14 protein-coding genes are annotated in these 18,543 nt (G+C 34.5%); 8 read left to right on the top strand and 6 right to left on the bottom strand.

Features of this window, described 5'->3' with window-relative positions; all coding sequences use genetic code 11:
* The first annotated feature begins 66 nt into the window (after positions 1-66).
* From QL232_RS03090 to QL232_RS03115, 6 genes are read left to right on the top strand one after another with little or no spacing between them, the layout of a single operon-like run.
* Positions 67-783 (top strand): ABC transporter ATP-binding protein, encoded by a 717-nt coding sequence (locus tag QL232_RS03090; RefSeq protein WP_281613030.1) that lies wholly within the window; start codon positions 67-69, stop codon positions 781-783.
* Complete coding sequence (locus QL232_RS03095) at positions 755-1,975, top strand: FtsX-like permease family protein (RefSeq protein WP_281613031.1); 1,221 nt, start codon at positions 755-757, stop codon at positions 1,973-1,975. The genes QL232_RS03090 and QL232_RS03095 overlap by 29 nt, the downstream gene beginning before the upstream one ends.
* Before the next feature lie 12 nt (positions 1,976-1,987).
* Positions 1,988-3,268, top strand: a complete 1,281-nt coding sequence (locus QL232_RS03100; protein WP_281613032.1) for a carbohydrate porin — start codon at positions 1,988-1,990, stop codon at positions 3,266-3,268.
* A gap of 10 nt (positions 3,269-3,278) precedes the next feature.
* Positions 3,279-4,457 carry a DcaP family trimeric outer membrane transporter gene (locus QL232_RS03105; protein WP_281613033.1) on the top strand — a complete coding sequence of 393 codons (1,179 nt, stop codon included), beginning with the start codon at positions 3,279-3,281 and terminating at the stop codon, positions 4,455-4,457.
* Between the two features lie 7 nt (positions 4,458-4,464).
* Positions 4,465-5,460, top strand: a complete 996-nt coding sequence (locus QL232_RS03110) for a hypothetical protein (RefSeq protein WP_281613034.1) — start codon at positions 4,465-4,467, stop codon at positions 5,458-5,460.
* Positions 5,461-5,471: 11 nt separating this feature from the next.
* Complete coding sequence (locus QL232_RS03115; protein ID WP_281613035.1) at positions 5,472-6,197, top strand: outer membrane beta-barrel protein; 726 nt, start codon at positions 5,472-5,474, stop codon at positions 6,195-6,197.
* Here QL232_RS03115 and QL232_RS03120 read toward each other — a convergent pair.
* A complete protein-coding gene (locus QL232_RS03120) occupies positions 6,194-7,030 on the bottom strand; it encodes a sugar phosphate isomerase/epimerase family protein (RefSeq protein ID WP_281613036.1) in 837 nt (278 codons plus the stop codon). The two genes, QL232_RS03115 and QL232_RS03120, sit on opposite strands and share 4 nt — an antisense overlap.
* A gap of 199 nt (positions 7,031-7,229) precedes the next feature.
* Positions 7,230-7,820 carry an NAD(P)H-dependent oxidoreductase gene (locus QL232_RS03125; protein ID WP_168882524.1) on the bottom strand — a complete coding sequence of 197 codons (591 nt, stop codon included), beginning with the start codon at positions 7,818-7,820 and terminating at the stop codon, positions 7,230-7,232.
* A 100-nt stretch (positions 7,821-7,920) separates the two neighbouring features.
* Here QL232_RS03125 and QL232_RS03130 point away from each other — a divergent pair, with 100 nt between their 5' ends.
* Together QL232_RS03130 and pafA are read left to right on the top strand one after the other, a co-directional pair.
* Positions 7,921-8,850: a LysR family transcriptional regulator gene (locus QL232_RS03130; RefSeq protein ID WP_281613037.1), complete on the top strand. Its 930-nt coding sequence runs from the start codon at positions 7,921-7,923 to the stop codon at positions 8,848-8,850.
* 136 nt (positions 8,851-8,986) lie between these two features.
* Entirely contained in the window at positions 8,987-10,639 is a 1,653-nt protein-coding gene (gene pafA / locus QL232_RS03135) for an alkaline phosphatase PafA (protein WP_281613038.1), read from the top strand.
* A gap of 94 nt (positions 10,640-10,733) precedes the next feature.
* On the opposite strand, the gene QL232_RS03140 is transcribed toward pafA, so the two are convergent.
* The 4 genes from QL232_RS03140 to QL232_RS03155 all read right to left on the bottom strand — a co-directional run bounded on the left by QL232_RS03140 (position 10,734) and on the right by QL232_RS03155 (position 18,252).
* Positions 10,734-12,038 (bottom strand): TolC family protein, encoded by a 1,305-nt coding sequence (locus tag QL232_RS03140; RefSeq protein ID WP_281613039.1) that lies wholly within the window; start codon positions 12,036-12,038, stop codon positions 10,734-10,736.
* Positions 12,038-15,070 carry an efflux RND transporter permease subunit gene (locus QL232_RS03145; RefSeq protein WP_281613040.1) on the bottom strand — a complete coding sequence of 1,011 codons (3,033 nt, stop codon included), beginning with the start codon at positions 15,068-15,070 and terminating at the stop codon, positions 12,038-12,040. The genes QL232_RS03140 and QL232_RS03145 overlap by 1 nt, the downstream gene beginning before the upstream one ends.
* Before the next feature lie 4 nt (positions 15,071-15,074).
* The gene (locus QL232_RS03150) at positions 15,075-16,163 is read right to left on the bottom strand and encodes an efflux RND transporter periplasmic adaptor subunit (RefSeq protein ID WP_281613041.1); all 1,089 of its coding nucleotides are present in this window, start codon (positions 16,161-16,163) and stop codon (positions 15,075-15,077) included.
* Positions 16,164-16,356: 193 nt separating this feature from the next.
* A complete protein-coding gene (locus QL232_RS03155; RefSeq protein WP_281613042.1) occupies positions 16,357-18,252 on the bottom strand; it encodes a hypothetical protein in 1,896 nt (631 codons plus the stop codon).
* Positions 18,253-18,543: the final 291 nt, after the last annotated feature.

Consider the following 18,543-nt stretch of genomic DNA (forward strand, 5'->3'; position numbering starts at 1 on the left):
CAGTGAAGTAAGTTATAGATATGACTTACTTCACTGCTTTTTACTTTATAGTGAACCAAAAATTGAATGGAATCAGTTATTCATCTTTCAGATATTAGTTTTAATTGGAAGGATAATACTATACCTCTTTTCAATATTCCATCACTCACAATTCAAAAAGGGGAAAAGGTTTTATTGCAAGGGAGAAGTGGTAGTGGTAAGTCGACCTTTCTTCATTTAATTGGAGGTTTTTTGTCTTCAAAAAAAGGAAAAGTAACCATTCTAGACCATGACCTTTCTGTATTTAGTCCTGCTGAAAAAGATCAATTTAGAGCAGATCATATTGGCTATATTTTTCAGCAATTTAATTTGATTCCTTATCTATCGGTGATGGAAAATGTGGTATTACCGTTGCGCTTTTCTACCATTAGAAAATCTAAAGTAAGGAAAGAGGTAAATACAGAAGCCGAAAAACTATTATTGAAATTAGGAATTACTGCGAATTTACATAGTAGTGAAATCAATACATTAAGTGTAGGACAACAACAAAGAGTAGCAGCAGCAAGGGCTTTTATTGGTCATCCAGAAATTATACTGGCAGATGAACCTACTTCAGCCTTAGACAGCTATTCTAAAGCTCAATTTATGGATGTTTTACTTCAATTATGTAAAGAGAATAATGCTACATTAATTATGGTTAGCCATGATGAGACCCTGACATCTTATTTTGATCAAATTCTTCCAATTTCTACATTCAACTCTACTTCTGAAGCTCTTGAAAACAATCATTTACCTTTCATATAAAAGTATCAAGTACCGTAGATATACGTTTTTACTCAGTGTTCTTTCGATCGCTGTGAGTATCACTTTATTGTTGAGTGTATTGAAGTTAAAGCATCAGGTAAGGGAAAGTTTTGTAGATGGTATACATGGTATAGATTTGATTGTTGGGGCTAGAAACAGTGATATTTCCTTATTACTTTACAGTATCTATCATATTGGGTCACCGAATAATAATGTAAGTGAGCAATATTATCAGAAGCTAAAATCAAATAAAAATACTCGATGGATCGCTCCTTTTTCAATGGGTGATTCTCACAAAGGTTTTCCAGTTATTGGTACTACTTATTCGTATTTCATTCAATTAGAAAAGCCTGATATGGTGATATCAGATGATTTAAAAAGTAACCATATCATCATAGGGGCTAAAGTAGCGAATGAGCTAGGATATAAAATAGGAGACCAATTAATATTATCTCATGGGAATGGAGAACATAGTTTTATTGACCATGAGCATATCCATTTTAGAGTGTCCAAGATTCTTCCTTTACAAGGGACACATCTCGATAAATCATTATTTATTGGTATTAAACAAATGGGAGAGATGCATCAGCAGTTTCACTCGCAAGTGTTTGATCCTTTTGATGATACATCTATTGACCAAAAGAAATCTTACAGCGGATTAATTTTGAGTGTAAAGGAGAAGAATGGTTTACTTGAATTACAAAGAACGATCAATGATGATAAAGTCGAAGCACTAACGGCCATCTTACCGGCGGTAACAGTTTTAGAACTTTTTGAATTTATTGCTCCAATTGAGAAGGCATTAATAATGATCTCAATAATTGTATTTATTGTAGCTGTAATTGGTTTAATGACCACAGTATTGACCAGTTTAAATGAAAGGAAAAAGGAGATGGCTATTCTTCGTTCTCTGGGTGCAAGTCATATTCAGATTTTCTTCTTGATCGTTGTTGAAACTTGTGGTATCACTCTAATTGGTGAAGTATTAGGCATTGTGATTTATCAATGTTCAATTTTAGTGTTATCGCCATACATAACATTAAAAACAGGAATCACTTTAACACATCATTTTGAGTGGATTGAAATAGTATCACTGCTCTTACTCTTTTTAACTAGTATTATATTCGGATTTATTCCGGCATATCAAAATTATAAAAACTCACTTCATAAAAATTTGATTATTGCTTATTAAATCATCAACTATATGAAAAAAGCTATACTCTCAATCTTATTTCTTCTGCACTGTATTGTTGTATACTCACAAGAAGAAAAAACGGAAGGTTACCAGAATGAAGACCAAATGGGTGGTCCAAAATCTATTGGTAGTCAACTAGAAGAAAATAACAATAAGTACACTTTTGAGTACCGCTACCCCATTAAAGTAATGAAGGGGTGGTACGATCTTAAGCAAAAAATTAATGACAATTACGGTATTCAATTCGGAGTGAATTATACTAGTTTATATGTTCATTCTACTGAGACGATTACTTCAGATAATAATCCAAATGCGGCAAGTGGAATTTTAGATATACAAGCTGGTTGGACTTTCCTAAATCGTAAAAAAGGAAAAAACACTGGTACGCTTTATTTTAAAATTGATTCTCGACATAACTACAATGGAAGAGATGCTACTTCACCTATGTTTCATGGTATTTTTGAATCGGGATATTATGGTTTGCCAGGCGTAGGTTACAATGACTATACAATTCGTATGAGAGAATTGAACTGGCAACAGAACCTATTTGATAACAAACTCATCTTTGTGGTTGGTAAAGTAGATGTTACCAACTATTTCAATTTCCACGGATTAGTTGTTCCATGGCAACATTTTATCGGTTATGGTTCTTCTGTATCAGGTACAGTGAATTGGGCTGACCCGGGTTTGGGTGGAGTATTTTCTTATCGTCCAACGGAGTCTTTCTATATTATGGCTGGGATTACAGATGTAAGAGGGGAGTTGTATGAAGATGGAAAATTTCTTGATTTTGGAAATTATTTCTCAGATGGAAGGTTTGAATACCTAGTAGAAGTTGGATACGTACCGACGTTTGCAGAACGTTATTTCAAGAAAATTTCTGTGACCGCATGGTTATCTGATAGTTACACAACAACGACAGGAAGTGCAATTGGTCAAGGTCAAGGTATTGCTTTTTCTTCTCATTGGTTCTTCAAAGATCGATTCGCTCCGTATGTCCGTTTTGGATTTTCTAATGGGGTAGGTGAAAATGCTTTTTACAAAAAGGATATCCAAATTGGTCATGGACTACGCTTTAGAAACTATGACCTTTTAGGGACATCTGTAAGTTGGAATCAGCCAAATGTTGATGGTGCAAAAGACCAGTATACAGCAGAGGTATTCTATCGTTTTAATCTTACCGCCCACCTTGAAGTAACTCCAAGTGCTCAATTTGTTCAGAACCCAACTTTCAACCCAGAAGCTAATAACCTCTTTTACTTTGGTATTCGAGGTAGAATAACCCTATAATATTACTCTCATGAAATACTACACTACACTCTTTCTAGCATTTTTCTCTTGTTCGTTATTTGCCCAAGAATCTGATAATCTTTCTACTCCCAATACAACGTTTAAGTTTGGAGGGTATGTGAAAGCTGATTTTTTATTTACGAACTTTCATAATGGTGAGCTACCAAGAACAAGTCCAATGCGAGACATTCATTTTCCTGCACAAATTCCTGTTGGAGAGGAAGATTCGTTTAAGGATACCGACTTTCATGTCAAAGAATCAAGATTTAATTTTGATGTAAAAACTACCAAGTTAGGGAAAGAAATCCACGGTTTTCTAGAATTGGATTTTATGCTTTCAGGCCAAGGAAATGAAAATGTATCGAATTCTTATGCGCCGAGATTAAGGCACTTTTACTTTGAATGGGACCGTATGTTATTTGGACAAACTTGGACCAACTTTATGGTAGTAGTGATCCCTAATGATTTGGACTTTTCTGGAGCACCAGAAGGAATTGTTTTTGTGAGACAGCCTCAGATCAGATATAAATACAAGACATGGTCGTTCTCAATAGAAAACCCAAATACAACAATCACAACAAACGATGCGACCAATATCGCAACAGCCAATAGCTATATTCCAGATATTACTGCAAAAAAGAAATTTCCATTGAAAAAAGGATTTGTTTCTGTTGCTGGAATAGTAAGGACTTTATTTAGCTCACAGCCCGAAGATTATAAGAGTTTTGGTTTTGGAATCACTTCTGGTGGCTTAATAAAGGTGGGAGAAAAAGGGGATGATTTTCGTTTTATGGCGACCTATGGAAATGGTTTGGGTAGATATATTGCATTAGGTTTTTTAAGTGCTGGGTATGACAACGATACATCTTTGGAAAATATTTCTTCTATCAATGGTTATGTTGCTTATAATCACTACTGGTCTAAAGTGTTAAGTTCATCTTTTAATGTTTCTGGACTTACGTCAGACAATCCTTCAAATATCAACCTACAAGCCAATAAAGTAGCGTATAGTGGATCTGTCAACTTAAAATATGAACCGATAAAAGAAATGCTTTTAGGTGTAGAGTTTAATTATGGATATAGAGAGTTGGTGGATAATACATCAGGAGCATTTTCAAGAATACAATTAGCCGCTAGGTATAAGTTCGGTTATCATAACTCTGAAACATCAGAGAAATATATAAAGTAATACAATTATGACTAATAAAAAACTACTTTTACTAATACTATTCACTTTTTCACTTTCCTTATTTTCTCTTAGTACTGTTAAAGCACAAGGATTTGATTCCACACAAATAGGAAAAGAGTATCCCTATATATTACCTATTTTGGGAAAGAAGGCGTATGCAAAAGGATATAAACTCCCCAAACCTTTTGGAATTATGGCCAATTCGATTTTTACAAAACAAAATATTGTTCTTGAAAACTTCGCAATGGACTTCGTTTCATTAGGAGAAGAGCCGGAATTGGTAGATCTTAGTAGTATTATTGATTTTGGTACATCAAAAGTGAAGGTACTTACGGCAAACGCTAGAATTGATGCTTGGATCTTACCATTTTTAAGTGTAGGTGGATATTACGGACGCTTTAAAAGTGAAACAACTATTGCTCTTGAAAAACCTTTAAAACTAAATGCACAATCCAATAGTGATGGAGCTTATTGGGGCTTTAACTTCTTAGTAGTTGCTCCGCTTGGGCCTATAAATTTAGGAGTGGATTACAGTTGGTCTTGGTCGGATAACAATCTATTAGATAAACCTGTACTAGTGAATGTTGCAGGGATTAGAGCTATTAGAAATTGGCCTATACGCAATAAACCAGATATGTTTATTGGCGCTTGGGTAGGAGCACAGTTTCAGTTTCTAGATGCAAAAACATCAGGACAGGTAAGGTTGGGAGATGTAATAGATATCGATGGAGGAGCAAGACAGGATTTAGAGGATTGGTATCAAGCCATTGAAGACCCTAGTAGTTTACATGACTACCTTTACAATAAAATTGATGAAAGTTTGGATGATGTTGAAAATACTACCGTCTATTATGAGTTCGACAAAAGGTTAGAAAAAAATTGGAACCTTGTTGTAGGTGGACAATGGCAAATTAATAGAGAATGGCAAATTCGTACGGAAGCAGGCTTTTTACCAGGTAAGTATCAAATAATGCTCTCAGGTAATTATAGATTTGGTTTTTAAATATAAATTAGATGATCTCAACTATTCGCAAGTTCTCTCTTATTAGCATTTTATTGACAGCCAGTGTAACTGTTAGTTATGGTCAGGCGGCCATCTTGGTTTTAATTTTTGGAGATAAAGTAGCTTCTGAAAATTTTCACCTCAGTTTGGATGTGGGGGCAAATACTTCTTTTTATGAGAATGCTCCCGGTGATACTCAAATTGGTTGGAACTTTGGTCTGGGGACACATACTAAAATCTCGGATAAGTTTCAGTTAGTTGGTGAGTTTAAAATGGTGAGTGACCGTAGTAGAAGAAATACTCCTCGTATTTTACCTGTTCCTGATTTTGCGGATACACTGATTTCTAAAAGCTCCACTTCATGGGATGTAAGGTACTTTGATATTCCAATATTAGTACGCTATTCTTTATCGGATAGTTGGCACTTGAGTACAGGCCCCCAATTTTCATTTAAAGCCAAAGCAACAGAAATAACAGAGCTAGATCTTACGAATGGCAATGAAGCGACAATCAATCAAAATATTAAAGATTCATTCCGTTCAGTGAATTATAATTGGGCTTTTGAGGTAGTAAAAAGTTTTGGAAAAGTAAGAGAAGGAAAGGGTTTAGATGTAAGGCTACGATATGTTTTGGGCATGTCCAATGTATTTAGTGACCAAGTCTCGTTAACATCAAGAGTAGATGTTTTACAATTTATCGTTACCATTCCATTTATAGAAACCAACCCACAAAACTAAAGCAGACTTTTAATGTACATCAGACTTGTTTTAATACTTTCATAAGTATCCTGAGAATAATCTTGTTCAATAAAGTAGCGACTTACTTTTTGCCTTTCAGCTTCTTGGAGTATTGTTGGGAAATCAATAATCCCTTTTCCAAGAGGTACATATTGATCTTGCGGCATTTTTTGATCATCATATCTTTTTTCATGAAAAGAATGAATATCCTTTAGATGAATTGAAGAGACTCTATGCTCTAAATTCTTCAACATTTGTATCGGATGGACACCTGCAGCTTTTAACCAAAAGACATCTATTTCAAACTTAACCAATTCATTTTCTAAACGATCTATTAAAATTTGAAAGGGTGTAGTATGGTTATCTTCTATAAATTCAAAGGCATGGTGATGATAGGATACTGTGATGTTTGCTTCTTTACATTTTTCACCCATTTGATTGAGTGCGTCTGCCCACTTCTTAAAATCATCGATGGATCTTTCTTCCTCAAGTAAGTATCCTAAGGTAAGGTGATTGATACCTAATTGGTTGGCAAAATCGATAAGTGCATCAATAGTTTCTATTCCATTGATTTTATGGATTCCTCTTTTATTTGCCAACGCCCAATTGTTGGTAAGATACGGCCATTGAAAGAACGAACTTTTTATTTCTAGACCAATGTTTGAAGTGTATTCTTGTAGGGAGGCAACCTGTTGTAAGTGCATACCTTCGAATCTTCTATAACCCAATTCATATAATTTCTGTAAACAGCATTCTGGATTTTTTTCTAATTCATGACGAACAGTCCATAATTGAAGGCCAATTTTATCTAATATTGATGTATCTAATTTCATTATAGAAAAGGAATGTTTTATAGAAGTTTTAAGAGAGGAACTCTTACTTTTTTGACTAACATCAAACCTAATTATCCTGTATTAGAATAACTATCAATTTTAAGCGATGAAGTATAAATGATGTAGCATTGAATAATAAGTGAAGAGGATATCTATTCATTCAAGGGTTGAAAATGATTAGATATCCTCTATTTATGTTTTAAATAGACAGTTGGCTTAAAAAGGTATTATAGTTTTGAAGTTCTTTAGGAACATCTGCATTTTTTTCCATGTCATAGAAATGATGGGTATCGATTAGTTCCATGCCTGTAAACGCATTCATTCTATGGAATCCAAACATAACACCTTCATCTACGCTTTTTTGTTGGAAAAACTCATTTTCCATAGTAAATGCGGTATGTGGTGCATTCCAGCTTGTAGTCAATATATATTTTTTTCCATGAAGTTGTCCACCAGTACCATAATTGATTTCGGGATTTTTACGGCTTCTTCCATCATGTTTGTAGATACCATTCTGATGACCTGCTGTAAATACTTGATCGATATATTCTTTAAAACCGTTCGGTACTTGGAACCACCAGATGGGTACATGATACACAACTACATCTGCCCATTTAAAGTTTTCTACTTCCGCATCTGGGTCATATGCATCACCAATTTGAGTTGTTCTGACTTGGTATTCTTCTTTCGAAGAAAAGTACTCACTTGTAAATTCTGATAATGTTTTATTAAACTTTCCTCCTGAATGTGCGAATGGGTGCGCTGCGTTGATAATAAATATGTTTTTCATCTTCTTTTTGTTTTTATTTATTACAAAAGTACAAGCTGTTTTAGTATCAAAAAAATAATACATTTCATACCTTTGTATTAAAATATTAATAGATAGTGAAATGGTAAATTTAGAATGGTATAGAACCTTTAAAGAGGTTTATGAAAATGGCACACTAACAAAAGCAGCTAATGCATTATATTCTTCTCAACCAGGTGTAAGTGTACACCTCAATGCATTGGAAGCTTATATAGGAAAAAAACTATTTGAAAGGACTTCCAGAAAAATGATTCCTACAGAAGAGGGTAAGTTTCTCTATGAATATATTATTGCATCTATTGAAAAATTAGAAAAAGCGGAACAACACTTTAGAAGGACGACACAAGAAAGAAATCCATCGCTACATATTGGTATGTGTTCAGAGATGTTTCAACTGATTTTAGAAGATGAAGTACCTCATTTTCAGTTTGATCTTATTGCTAAGTTTGGAAGCCATATAGACCTTATTAAAGATTTGAACAATGGCTTATTAGATTTAGTGATTACCCCAAAAACTCCTGATATTAAAAACAGTACCATTAAATATACTCCATTTTCGAAAGAAAGAATCGTGATGATTGCCGGTAATAAAGTAGATACGGATGCAATCTCAAAGCTAATTCAAGATAAAAAATGGAAAGAACTGGATACCGCTTTACAAGAAAATACATGGTATAGTGCATCTAATGAAATGGAACATTTTAGACGTTTTTGGTTTGAGAATTTAAATAAAAAACCAGGTTTTAAACCCAATTTTATTCTACCAAATATCACATCTATTATACGATGTTTGTATCATGCTGAAGGCTTGGCTTTAGTCCCTGACTTTTTATGTAAGCAAGCGATTGCAGATAAAAAAATCAAACTGGTTTGGGAAGGCAAGGTTAGTACTGATAACACTTTATATTTTGCCTCAAGATCAAATTTAAAATCAAAAGATGAGCTCAATATTATAGAGGATATTTTTATTAATAAATTCAATGAAATTGCTTCTATTGAGTATTACAAGTAACATTTTAACAGATTATAAACCTTAACAAACTTCAGATGTTATCTCAGTTTTACTATTGTATGAATAATTGATATTCTGCTTCAAAATTTCACAAAAGATCTATTGATTTGCCGGCATATTCAATTAGATCAAACCAATGAAGATACTATCTAACAAATTAAACTTTTTCGTTCTTTTAAGCATTTTGTGTAATTATAGTATTGCACAGACTCCCGAAGAAAACCCCAAATTAATTGTAGGCATCGTCGTCGACCAAATGCGCTATGATTATATTTCTAGATACTGGTCCAAATATTCCGACGGAGGCTTTAAGCGATTATTCAACGAGGGTTTTTCTACATCAAACGGATATTTTAATTATGCGCCGACCAAAACAGGGCCAGGGCATGCTTCCATCTATACAGGTACTACACCTGCTTACCATGGTATTGTAGCCAATGAATATTATAGCAGAGATGAGCAGAAAGAAGTGTATTGTGCCGATGATGAAAATGAAAATACAATAGGTGCCGATACACATGATGGAAAGATGTCTCCTCGCAGATTAATGGCAACTACTTGGACAGATGAACTGAAATTGGCGACTAATCAACAATCGAAAATTATATCCATCAGTATGAAAAATAGAGGAGCAGTATTTCCTGCTGGCCACTTGGCTGATGGTGCTTTCTGGTTGGATGATAGTACAGGCAATTGGATCTCAAGTTCTTTCTATATGGATAAATTACCACAATGGGTGGCCGAAGAGAACGAAGGTAAAAGGAGAATTGATGAATTTGCGGCCATGAAATGGGAAACATTACTTCCTATGGATGCCTATACAGAAAGTATTAGTGATGACAATAACTACGAGAAGTTATTTCCGGGTGAAAAAACATCTACTTTCCCTCATGATCTTAAGAAGATTATTAAAGCAGCTAAGAAAAACAAGTTTGGGTATGTAAAGAAGAGCCCTTACGGAAATACCCTAACAACTGAACTAGCATTAAAAGCTATTGAAGTAGAAAATTTAGGAGGTAACTCATCGACAGATGCCCTTTTATTGAGTTACTCATCAACAGATAAGATTGGCCATATGTTCGCTCCGGCTTCTATTGAAGTGGAAGATACCTATCTTCGATTAGACCTTGAATTAAAGGAATTATTCGAAACTTTAGATAAGAAAATAGGAATAGAAAATGTTGTAATTTTCTTAACTGCAGACCATGGTGGATCACATAATCCACAATATTTAAAGGACCTAAAATTACCTTCAGACTTTTATGATGAAAAAGCAATTTTAGCAGAAGTAGAAAATGAGCTAAGTAAGGCCTATGGGGCAGGAAAATGGATTGTTTATGGAGGCGTTTCTGAAATCTATTTAAACAGGTCGTTGATCAAACAAAAGGGGTTACAGCTGATTGAAGTACAAACGAAAGTTGCCGATGTGATGCTTTCCCATTCTTGTTTTAGGGACGTTTTAATTGGTGAAAACCTAAGGTTAAATGAGTATCAAAAAGGGTATACTGCTTTATACGATAATAGCTATAACGTAGGGAACTCACCAGATGTGATTGGTGTATTTGCAGGGAATTATTATGATAAACATAGCAAAAAAGGAACTGGACATAGTACTGCCTTTACTTATGATACTCATATTCCTATCATGATGATGGGCTGGAAAATCCCTCATAAAGTGTCTGATCAAAAAGTATATATCACTGATATTGCTCCAACTATTTGTTCTTTCTTACACATCAATCCACCATCAGCTTGTTACTATAATCCCATTCAAGGGATATTAAAATAAAACAAAATAGAGTATTTATATCTTGAACATTAAAAAAGGCCAACCAATTTGGGAGGCCTTTTTTCATCTACCGTCATGTAATCTGTATTTCTATTTAGTTGTAAAGTTCACCGGTGGCTCTAATTAAATTAGAACGTTTTACCATATGGTTCACTTTTGCGTTAATGTAAGCGACATAAGCCGCCTGCCAATTAATCTGAGCATTGATCACCTCAATAATAGGGGCTAACCCGTCTTGATATCGATCTGTAATCAAATGCAAGTTTTCATTGGCGTTGGATAAAGAATTCTCAGTAAGTATCACACGTTTAGTTGATTCATCCAATAGGTATTGTGCTTCACTGATATCCAAAACAATCTGATCCGTAACTTTTTCTTTTTGTAGAACTGCAATATTTGTCTGAATAGTTTTTGCTGCTATTTCTCTTTTCTTCTTCCCACCATGATATATCGGCATGGCAAACCCAATTCCTGCATAGTAGTTTCCTTCGGCACCTCTTCCAAATTGAGGTGATGGAGCACCATACAATCCTTTAGCATATACATGTAATGAGCCTTTGTATTTAGAGGCAGTAAGGTCTTTTAGGGCTTGTGAAGCTCTTACTTCAGCCTCCGCTTGTTTTAATTCCCCTCTTTGTGTTAATCCTCTTTCTACTACATCATTGGTGTTGAATACAAAATTTTCAAACTTTACACTATCTTGAATAGCTGTTGGAATATTGACATCAACACCCATCAACCTATTTAATTCCATAATAGAAACCTTCAGTTCGTTTTCTGCTTGTAAGACCTGTAAATCAGCATCGTTGAGCTTCACCTGAGCCATTAATAGATCATTTTTGCTGACAATCTCAGCGTCATATTTATTCTTGGCCACTTCTACTAATTTTTCTACTGAAACCTTATACTCTTGCGCTAAAGCAAGAAACTCCTTTCGACCTACAGATTGCCAATAATGTTGATCAGCATAATGTACCAATTCATTTCCAGTTAGGTTTTCGACTGCTAGCTGAATATCTTTTTTCGATTCTTGAAGTCTTACATTTGACTTCACTCTACCACCATTATATATATCCTGTCTGATAGTAACATTGGCATTGTAGTTATGATGAATAGGAAGCCATTCATCTGCGGGAGCACCCACAGGCTTTAGGTTTGTGGGATCAAAAGGTCTACCTGTATAATTGTATTTTACACCAGCATCAATTCTAGGACCTTTATCGGATTCGGCCGCCTTGATATTAGCATCTGCAGCTTGTACACCTAATTGGGCAGAGCGAATATCTTGATTGTATTCCACTACCTTTTCTCTATATTTTTTGATATCCATGATGTCTTGAGCTACCGCCCCCTGAAGGGCGATAACTAATATGGAAAAACATGCAACTAATTTTTTCATTACAGTTGAGGCTTTTTAAGATTAAAGAAAATAGCGTAAAGTATTGGTAAGACGATAAGTGTTGCAATTGTAGCAGCAAAGAGTCCACCCATTATCGCTGCCGCCATACCACCAAATAATGGATCTTTGATAATTGGAGCCATTCCAAGAATTGTGGTCGCAGCGGCCATAGCTACAGGTATCGTTCTTGACAATGCAGACATGATCAAGGCATCGTATTCACCTAAACCATTATTCATTTCTATTTCAATCTGCTCTACCAAGACAATGGCATTTTTGATCACCATCCCTACTAATCCTAGTAAGCCTAGAATTGCCATAAATCCGATGGTCTGACCAAAAACTTTCATACCCAAGATGATACCAACCCAAATAAGTGGGAGAATTCCAAGAATTACCAATGGCTTTCTATACCCTTTAAATAGAACCAATAACACAGCTACCATAAGTACTGCTGCAATAGGTAATGGAGCAGAAATGGCCTCATTAGATTGTGTCTGATAGCGTTTTAGTCCATCCCAAAACAGGGTATACCCTTCTGGTAATTCCATACTTTCAATAAGAGGAACTACTGCTTCTTCTACTTCTGGCGATTCAAAACCAAATTCCACATCACATTGTGCTGCAATCATTCGTTGACGATTGAATCTCCATAACCAAGCTTCTTCGAAACCAACCTCATAATGATCAATGATTTGATCCATTTGGATCGTTTTTCCTTCTTCAGAAATAACAGGGATAGCACCAAGGTTATTATTGTCATACGATTTTCTTGAGACATCTTTTACAAGTATGGGCATACGTTTATCTCTTTCTCTGTAAACGCCTACATTTATGCCTTCTCTCATCATACGAGTTGCTGTAGCAATATTACCTTTTGAGATGCCTGCTCTCCTTGCTTTTTCTTCAGCGTAAATGGGTTTCCAGAAAGGTGTTTTTTCTCTCCAATTGTCTCTGACATTTTGAGTTGTACTAACAGATCTCATTCTTCTCTTTGCCTCTTCTGCAAGTTCTCTTAAAACTTCTGGGTCAGGGCCTAAGAAACAAGCTTCCAAATCTGCTCTCGGAGTGGGAGCCGCTTTAAACTGTTGGAAGATAGTCATTGCATGAGGCAAGTGTTCTGCACTATACTTTTTTGCTTTATCAAGTACTTCCTTCACTTTTTCAGCATCATGTACTTCTATCAAGAAAGAAGCTAGGTTTTTAGCATTAGACCATGAAACAGAAGCTAAGTAATACCTTGGGGGAGTACTTCCAATAGTGATGGATACATTTTTCACTTCCTCTTGTTTCAACAACCAATTTTCTAATTGTTTACTGTCTTCATAAGTGAAGTTAATAGGTGCATCATTTGGAAGCCAATAATCAACTTTAAATAATGGTTTTTCAACAAAAGGAAAGAAGCTTTGTTTCACTGAGTTTCCCCATAAAGTAAAGAGCACAAAAATACCTATCACACCACTTAAACTCCACCATCTTTTTTCGATCAATTTCTCTATCACTTTTTTATACGCTCTAAAAAACTTGTTGTCGTAGGGGTCAGCGGTTGTTTTCGGTGCCTTCAACATAAAATCACCATAGACGACCGTTTGTGTTAAAGCGAATACCCAACTTAGTAATAACGAAATGGATAATACGTAAAATAAAGGCTGGATTGTTTCTGCGGTATCATCTGTTGCCATAGCTAATGGCAGGAAGGAGAAGATAGCAATAAATGTAGCGCCAAATAGTCCCCATTGAGGAACAGAGGCTCCATTGATTAAAGCTTCTTTTTTGCTAACCCCTCGTTTCATGGCATTGATCGCGTTGTCGGCCACTACAATTGCATTATCCACCAACATACCCATTGCAATAATAATTGCAGCAAGTGTTGTTCTATTTAGTGTGAGACCAATTTGATCCATGAAAACGAGGGTGGTAACAATCGCAAAAACTAAACTTGTACCAATTAGCAAGCTAGGTCTTACCCCCATGGCAAATACAAGAATTAATACAACGATGATTACTGACATCACTAAGTTGTCGATGAAATCCATATTAGCATTTTCGGCTACTTCATTCTCATGGTAAAGACCAACAAGTTCTAAACCTACAGGAATTGTAGCTTGTAATGCAGTAAGTTTTTCTTCTACAGCATGACCCGTTTCAACGATGTTTAAACCAGATTCATTTGCAATGGCAATACCAATAGCAGGTTTCCCGTTTACTCTCATCAAAACCTCTGCAGGGTCTTGGAATCCTTTAGAAACTTTTGCGATATCACTTAGTCTAAATTCTAATGACTTACCTTTTACTATTAGGTTTTTAATATCTTCTAAAGATTGAAAACCATTTGTCGCATCTACTTTTACGGCACTTCTTCCAACGTTGAAAGTACCTCCATCAACTACCTTATTGTGTTTTCTGATGGTATTAAAAACCTCTTGAGGACTGATTCCTAGATTAGAAAGTTTACTTTGATCGATCTCAACGTCAATAACAGGTTGTTGTTCACCGTATAAATCAATTTTTGATACTCCTTTTATAGGCTTTAGACTTTTTTGAATGTATATAGCATAATCTCTAAGTGTAGTTGCATCAATACCATCTTCTGCGGTTAAGGCATAATACATTCCTAATACATCACCAAAATTATCATTGATATTAGGTACACCGGCACCTTCTGGCATTTGTATTTCGGCATCTCTAACTCTTCTTCTAATTTCATCCCATTTTTGTTGTAGTTGATCAGGATTGTAATTGGGAACAATTTCTACATCAATCTGAGAGAGCCCGTTTCTGGATTCAGATTTTATCTGCTTTAAATGACCTACCTTTTGAAGTTCTTTTTCTATAACTTCAGTTACTAATTCTTCTACTTCCCATTGGGTTGCTCCAGGAAACTCTGTTGTGATGATAACTTGTTTTATAGTAAAAGGAGCATCTTCTTGTTTACCAAGTTTGAAGAAAGAACTAATGCCTGCCACTAATAGAATTACAAGAAAAAAGTGAATGACTTTTTTATTTTCTATGGCATATTTAGAAATACTCATGATCTTATTGTTTTGCTATTTTTGAAGTCGTTGGATTGAAGTCGAGTACACGCACCTTTTGTCCATTTTGAAGAAGATTGCCACCGTATTCTACAATCTGTTCGCCGTTTTGTAATCCACCTAGAACTTGAATCTGATTAGTACCCGACAAAGCTCCTATTTGAATATCCTTGGTCTTCACTGTATGTGATGTTTTATCATAAGTCATCACTACATTTTTATTTTTTGATTGAACGATTGAATGAATCGGGATTAAAAAAATATTCTCTTTTACAGAGTAATCATTAAAGTGCATATCTACTTTACAGCTCATTCCTGCACCAATTGGGAAATCATTCTTGATCTTTTGTAAATCAGTTAAATACAAATAAACAGGGAATCCAGATGCACCTTCTGCTTTTGCTCCGACTTCTTTAATTATTGCCTTGAAAGTTGTATTTGGATAAGCATTTACGCGAACATCAAAAGACTCAACCTGATCGATATACCTTACAAAACTTTCTGGAATGTAAAATTTCACTTCAGTATCTGAGAAGTCTAGTAGGCTTGCAATACCTTGTTTTGCTCTCACTTCCTGAAAGTTTTCTACCATTTTTTCAGATACCACAGCATCAAAAGGAGAGTAAATCTTAGTGTCTTTTAGTGCATTTTGGGCATCCTCATAATTGGATTGAGCAATCAGGAAAGCAGCTAATTTTTGATCATATTCATTTTGTGGAATAGATTGCTTTTTTAATAACCCTTCATATCTATTTTTTTCGGCTTCAGCTTGAATATATTTTGCTTGCTTCGCCTGTAGTTCCACAATAAAATCTCTATCATCTATTTCAGCAATCAGTTGACCTTTTTTAATTTTTTGACCTACTTCAGCATTTAGTTTTACCAATGGTCCTCCAACCCTAAAGGAAAGAATTGAGGCTTTGGTTTCTTTTGTTATAGCAGGGAATGTCTTATCAACAGAAGCATTATTGGATTGTACGGTTAATAGTTTAACTGGACGAATGACTTCCTTTTTTGTTTGTTCTTCTTCACTACATCCTATTAAAAATAGGAGCGGTAAGAAGTATTTGAAGATAGATGATTTTTTGTTCATGATGTTTCTTAAAACTATAATTTGATAACAATAGTTGATTGAACGATTGAATAATTTTGTTGGTTGTTATAGTTGTGTTAATGAGATTAAAATGAGTGATATCTTTTTGATAAAAAAATAAGCCCAAGAATAATTCCTCGGACTTATTGTAAAAATGTGATATTAAGATGATGCCTGAAGTGATCTGATTACCTTAGTTTACATCGCTTACTTTTAGGATGTTATAGCCATCCAATACATCATCTTTTTGTTCTAGGATATCAGAAATACCTTCATTTTTCTGAGCTTCCTCTTCTAATTCTATCCACACATCATAATGAAAATCTGATAGTAACTTCTTGACGTCTTTCTTATATTCTTTATTTACCCCATTCTTAAATTTTAAATATTCCTCTGGGATATGACCAAATTCGTAAAGAGCAGCTGTAAGTTCAATGCTTTTCTTTTTTAGCAGTGCTTTCCATTGCGTTTGAGTAGCATGATCTATTAAGAACCTTTTATACATTCTGTTGGTCTCAAAACTAGCTGTTAGATCGCTACAATAATCACCCATTTCTTTATCAAGATTAGTAAAAGTATACGTTAACCAATCCATTCGTTCAGGTGTAGAGATAATGGCTTTTGGTGTTTCATATTGAATAAACTTTTTCCCATATCTCTCAGCATAAACTTTAACTTTACCTTCTTGCTTTGGAATTAGAAATTCATTGATTCCTTGTTTTGCTTCCCCAATAAAATCGCCATTTGCATAAATTTTGGCAGGAGCATTCAGTAATGTCACAATTTCTATTTGATCTTCTTCTCCTTCATCAAATGGATTTTGACCATATTTTACAGTGACATTCGTCTTATTCATATACTTAGAATCATAGGCTTTATAAGAAGTCATTACTACTTCCTTCTCTACATATTCTTGCTTATTGATCCACAAGTTTTTGTAATAGTTGATAAGAATACCAAAGCTGTATCCATGGTGCATTTCTGGGGCGATATGCGTACCATCATCAAAATAATTCCAACTTGACAAATCAATAAGGTCTACATTGTTCTTCACAGCGATAGCTAAATCGGTTCTAAATTTATAGGTGAGCTTTTTATTGTGAGCTCTTAAATAAACGAGATCAGGATTTATTTCTTTTGCCCATTTGGAGTTGATATTTAGTTTCTTGTTGTTCTTTTTGAGATTCAGACTGATCCCTAAATAATCGGGCATCACTACTTGAAATACTGGTTTATTTCTTCTTCGGCATAATTCGGCAATTCTTATGTAATTATTTTCATTATATAGAGCATATTTACTAATTGTTATAGCAGCAAAAAGATCTAATACTCTATTATTATAAGATTCGTTAGAAAGGTACTTTGTTTCAAAAACATACGCCAGCTTAGTATTTACTTCAGATTCAATTTTGTCAAAAGTTTCTCTAATCTTATTTAGATACGTAAGGGAAGAGACATTTCTGATACTTTTAAACTGTTGGTGTGATGCATCGATAATATTATCCGTATAACTCGTGAATACAACGATTTCTTCCTGATTATTACGCATCCATTTCTTAGAGAAGTTGGTGCTTTTATATAGCTCTGATAAAATGCGTACGGTAGCATCGTACATTTCCTTTTCAGAAATTTTATTGGCATTTCTTTTAAAGCTGACATCTAATGTGAAGCTGAAATCTATATTTCGTTCTTCAGCGGTTTTTATATAAGCAGTGATAATTTCCACATACTTCTTGATATAAAAATTATTAGCATTGATAAAAACAGGAAATTTAAATCCATCGATCCCTGTTTTTTTAGCCATCAACATTTCATAGGCTACTGCATCCTCTAATTCCATAGGGTTGACCATATTGATGACTAAAGGGATATATGTCCTATACGCCCCGTTGACAGAAGTAGAATCACATCCTAGTAAGTTTTCATACTTCATCCCTTTAAGGAAAGCATAGTTTTTACTGTAATTTAATAGGGGTTGGTTAATGGCAATAACCATCTTCTTCTTAAAAAAATTGGAAGATTTTTGAGCATAAGATGTCTTGATAAAAATAAGACTAAAAAGAGTTATTATGAGAGGTAGTTTTTTCATGGTTTCTAAACATGTAGTTTTTTCAATAGCTTATTGATGTCCAAATACGTCTATTCTTTTAATAATTGTGACCATGTATTTTTTTAATCACAGCACAATTGTTTTTGTGTTATCAATTGGTGAAATCTGTGCTCAAGTCTAAAAAGTTTCCATTTTTAAGATTAATATCAAATTGGGCTAATATTTGACGTTTTAGGTATATTATCACCAATAAAGAGACTCGTTATGTATAGTAAGCTGTTAGATAAGACAGATAAGTATATAGTTATTTCTATCAAAATAGATTACGAA

The organism is Flammeovirga sp. SubArs3 (assembly GCF_947387565.1).
Classification (GTDB): Bacteria; Bacteroidota; Bacteroidia; order Cytophagales; family Flammeovirgaceae; genus Flammeovirga; species Flammeovirga agarivorans.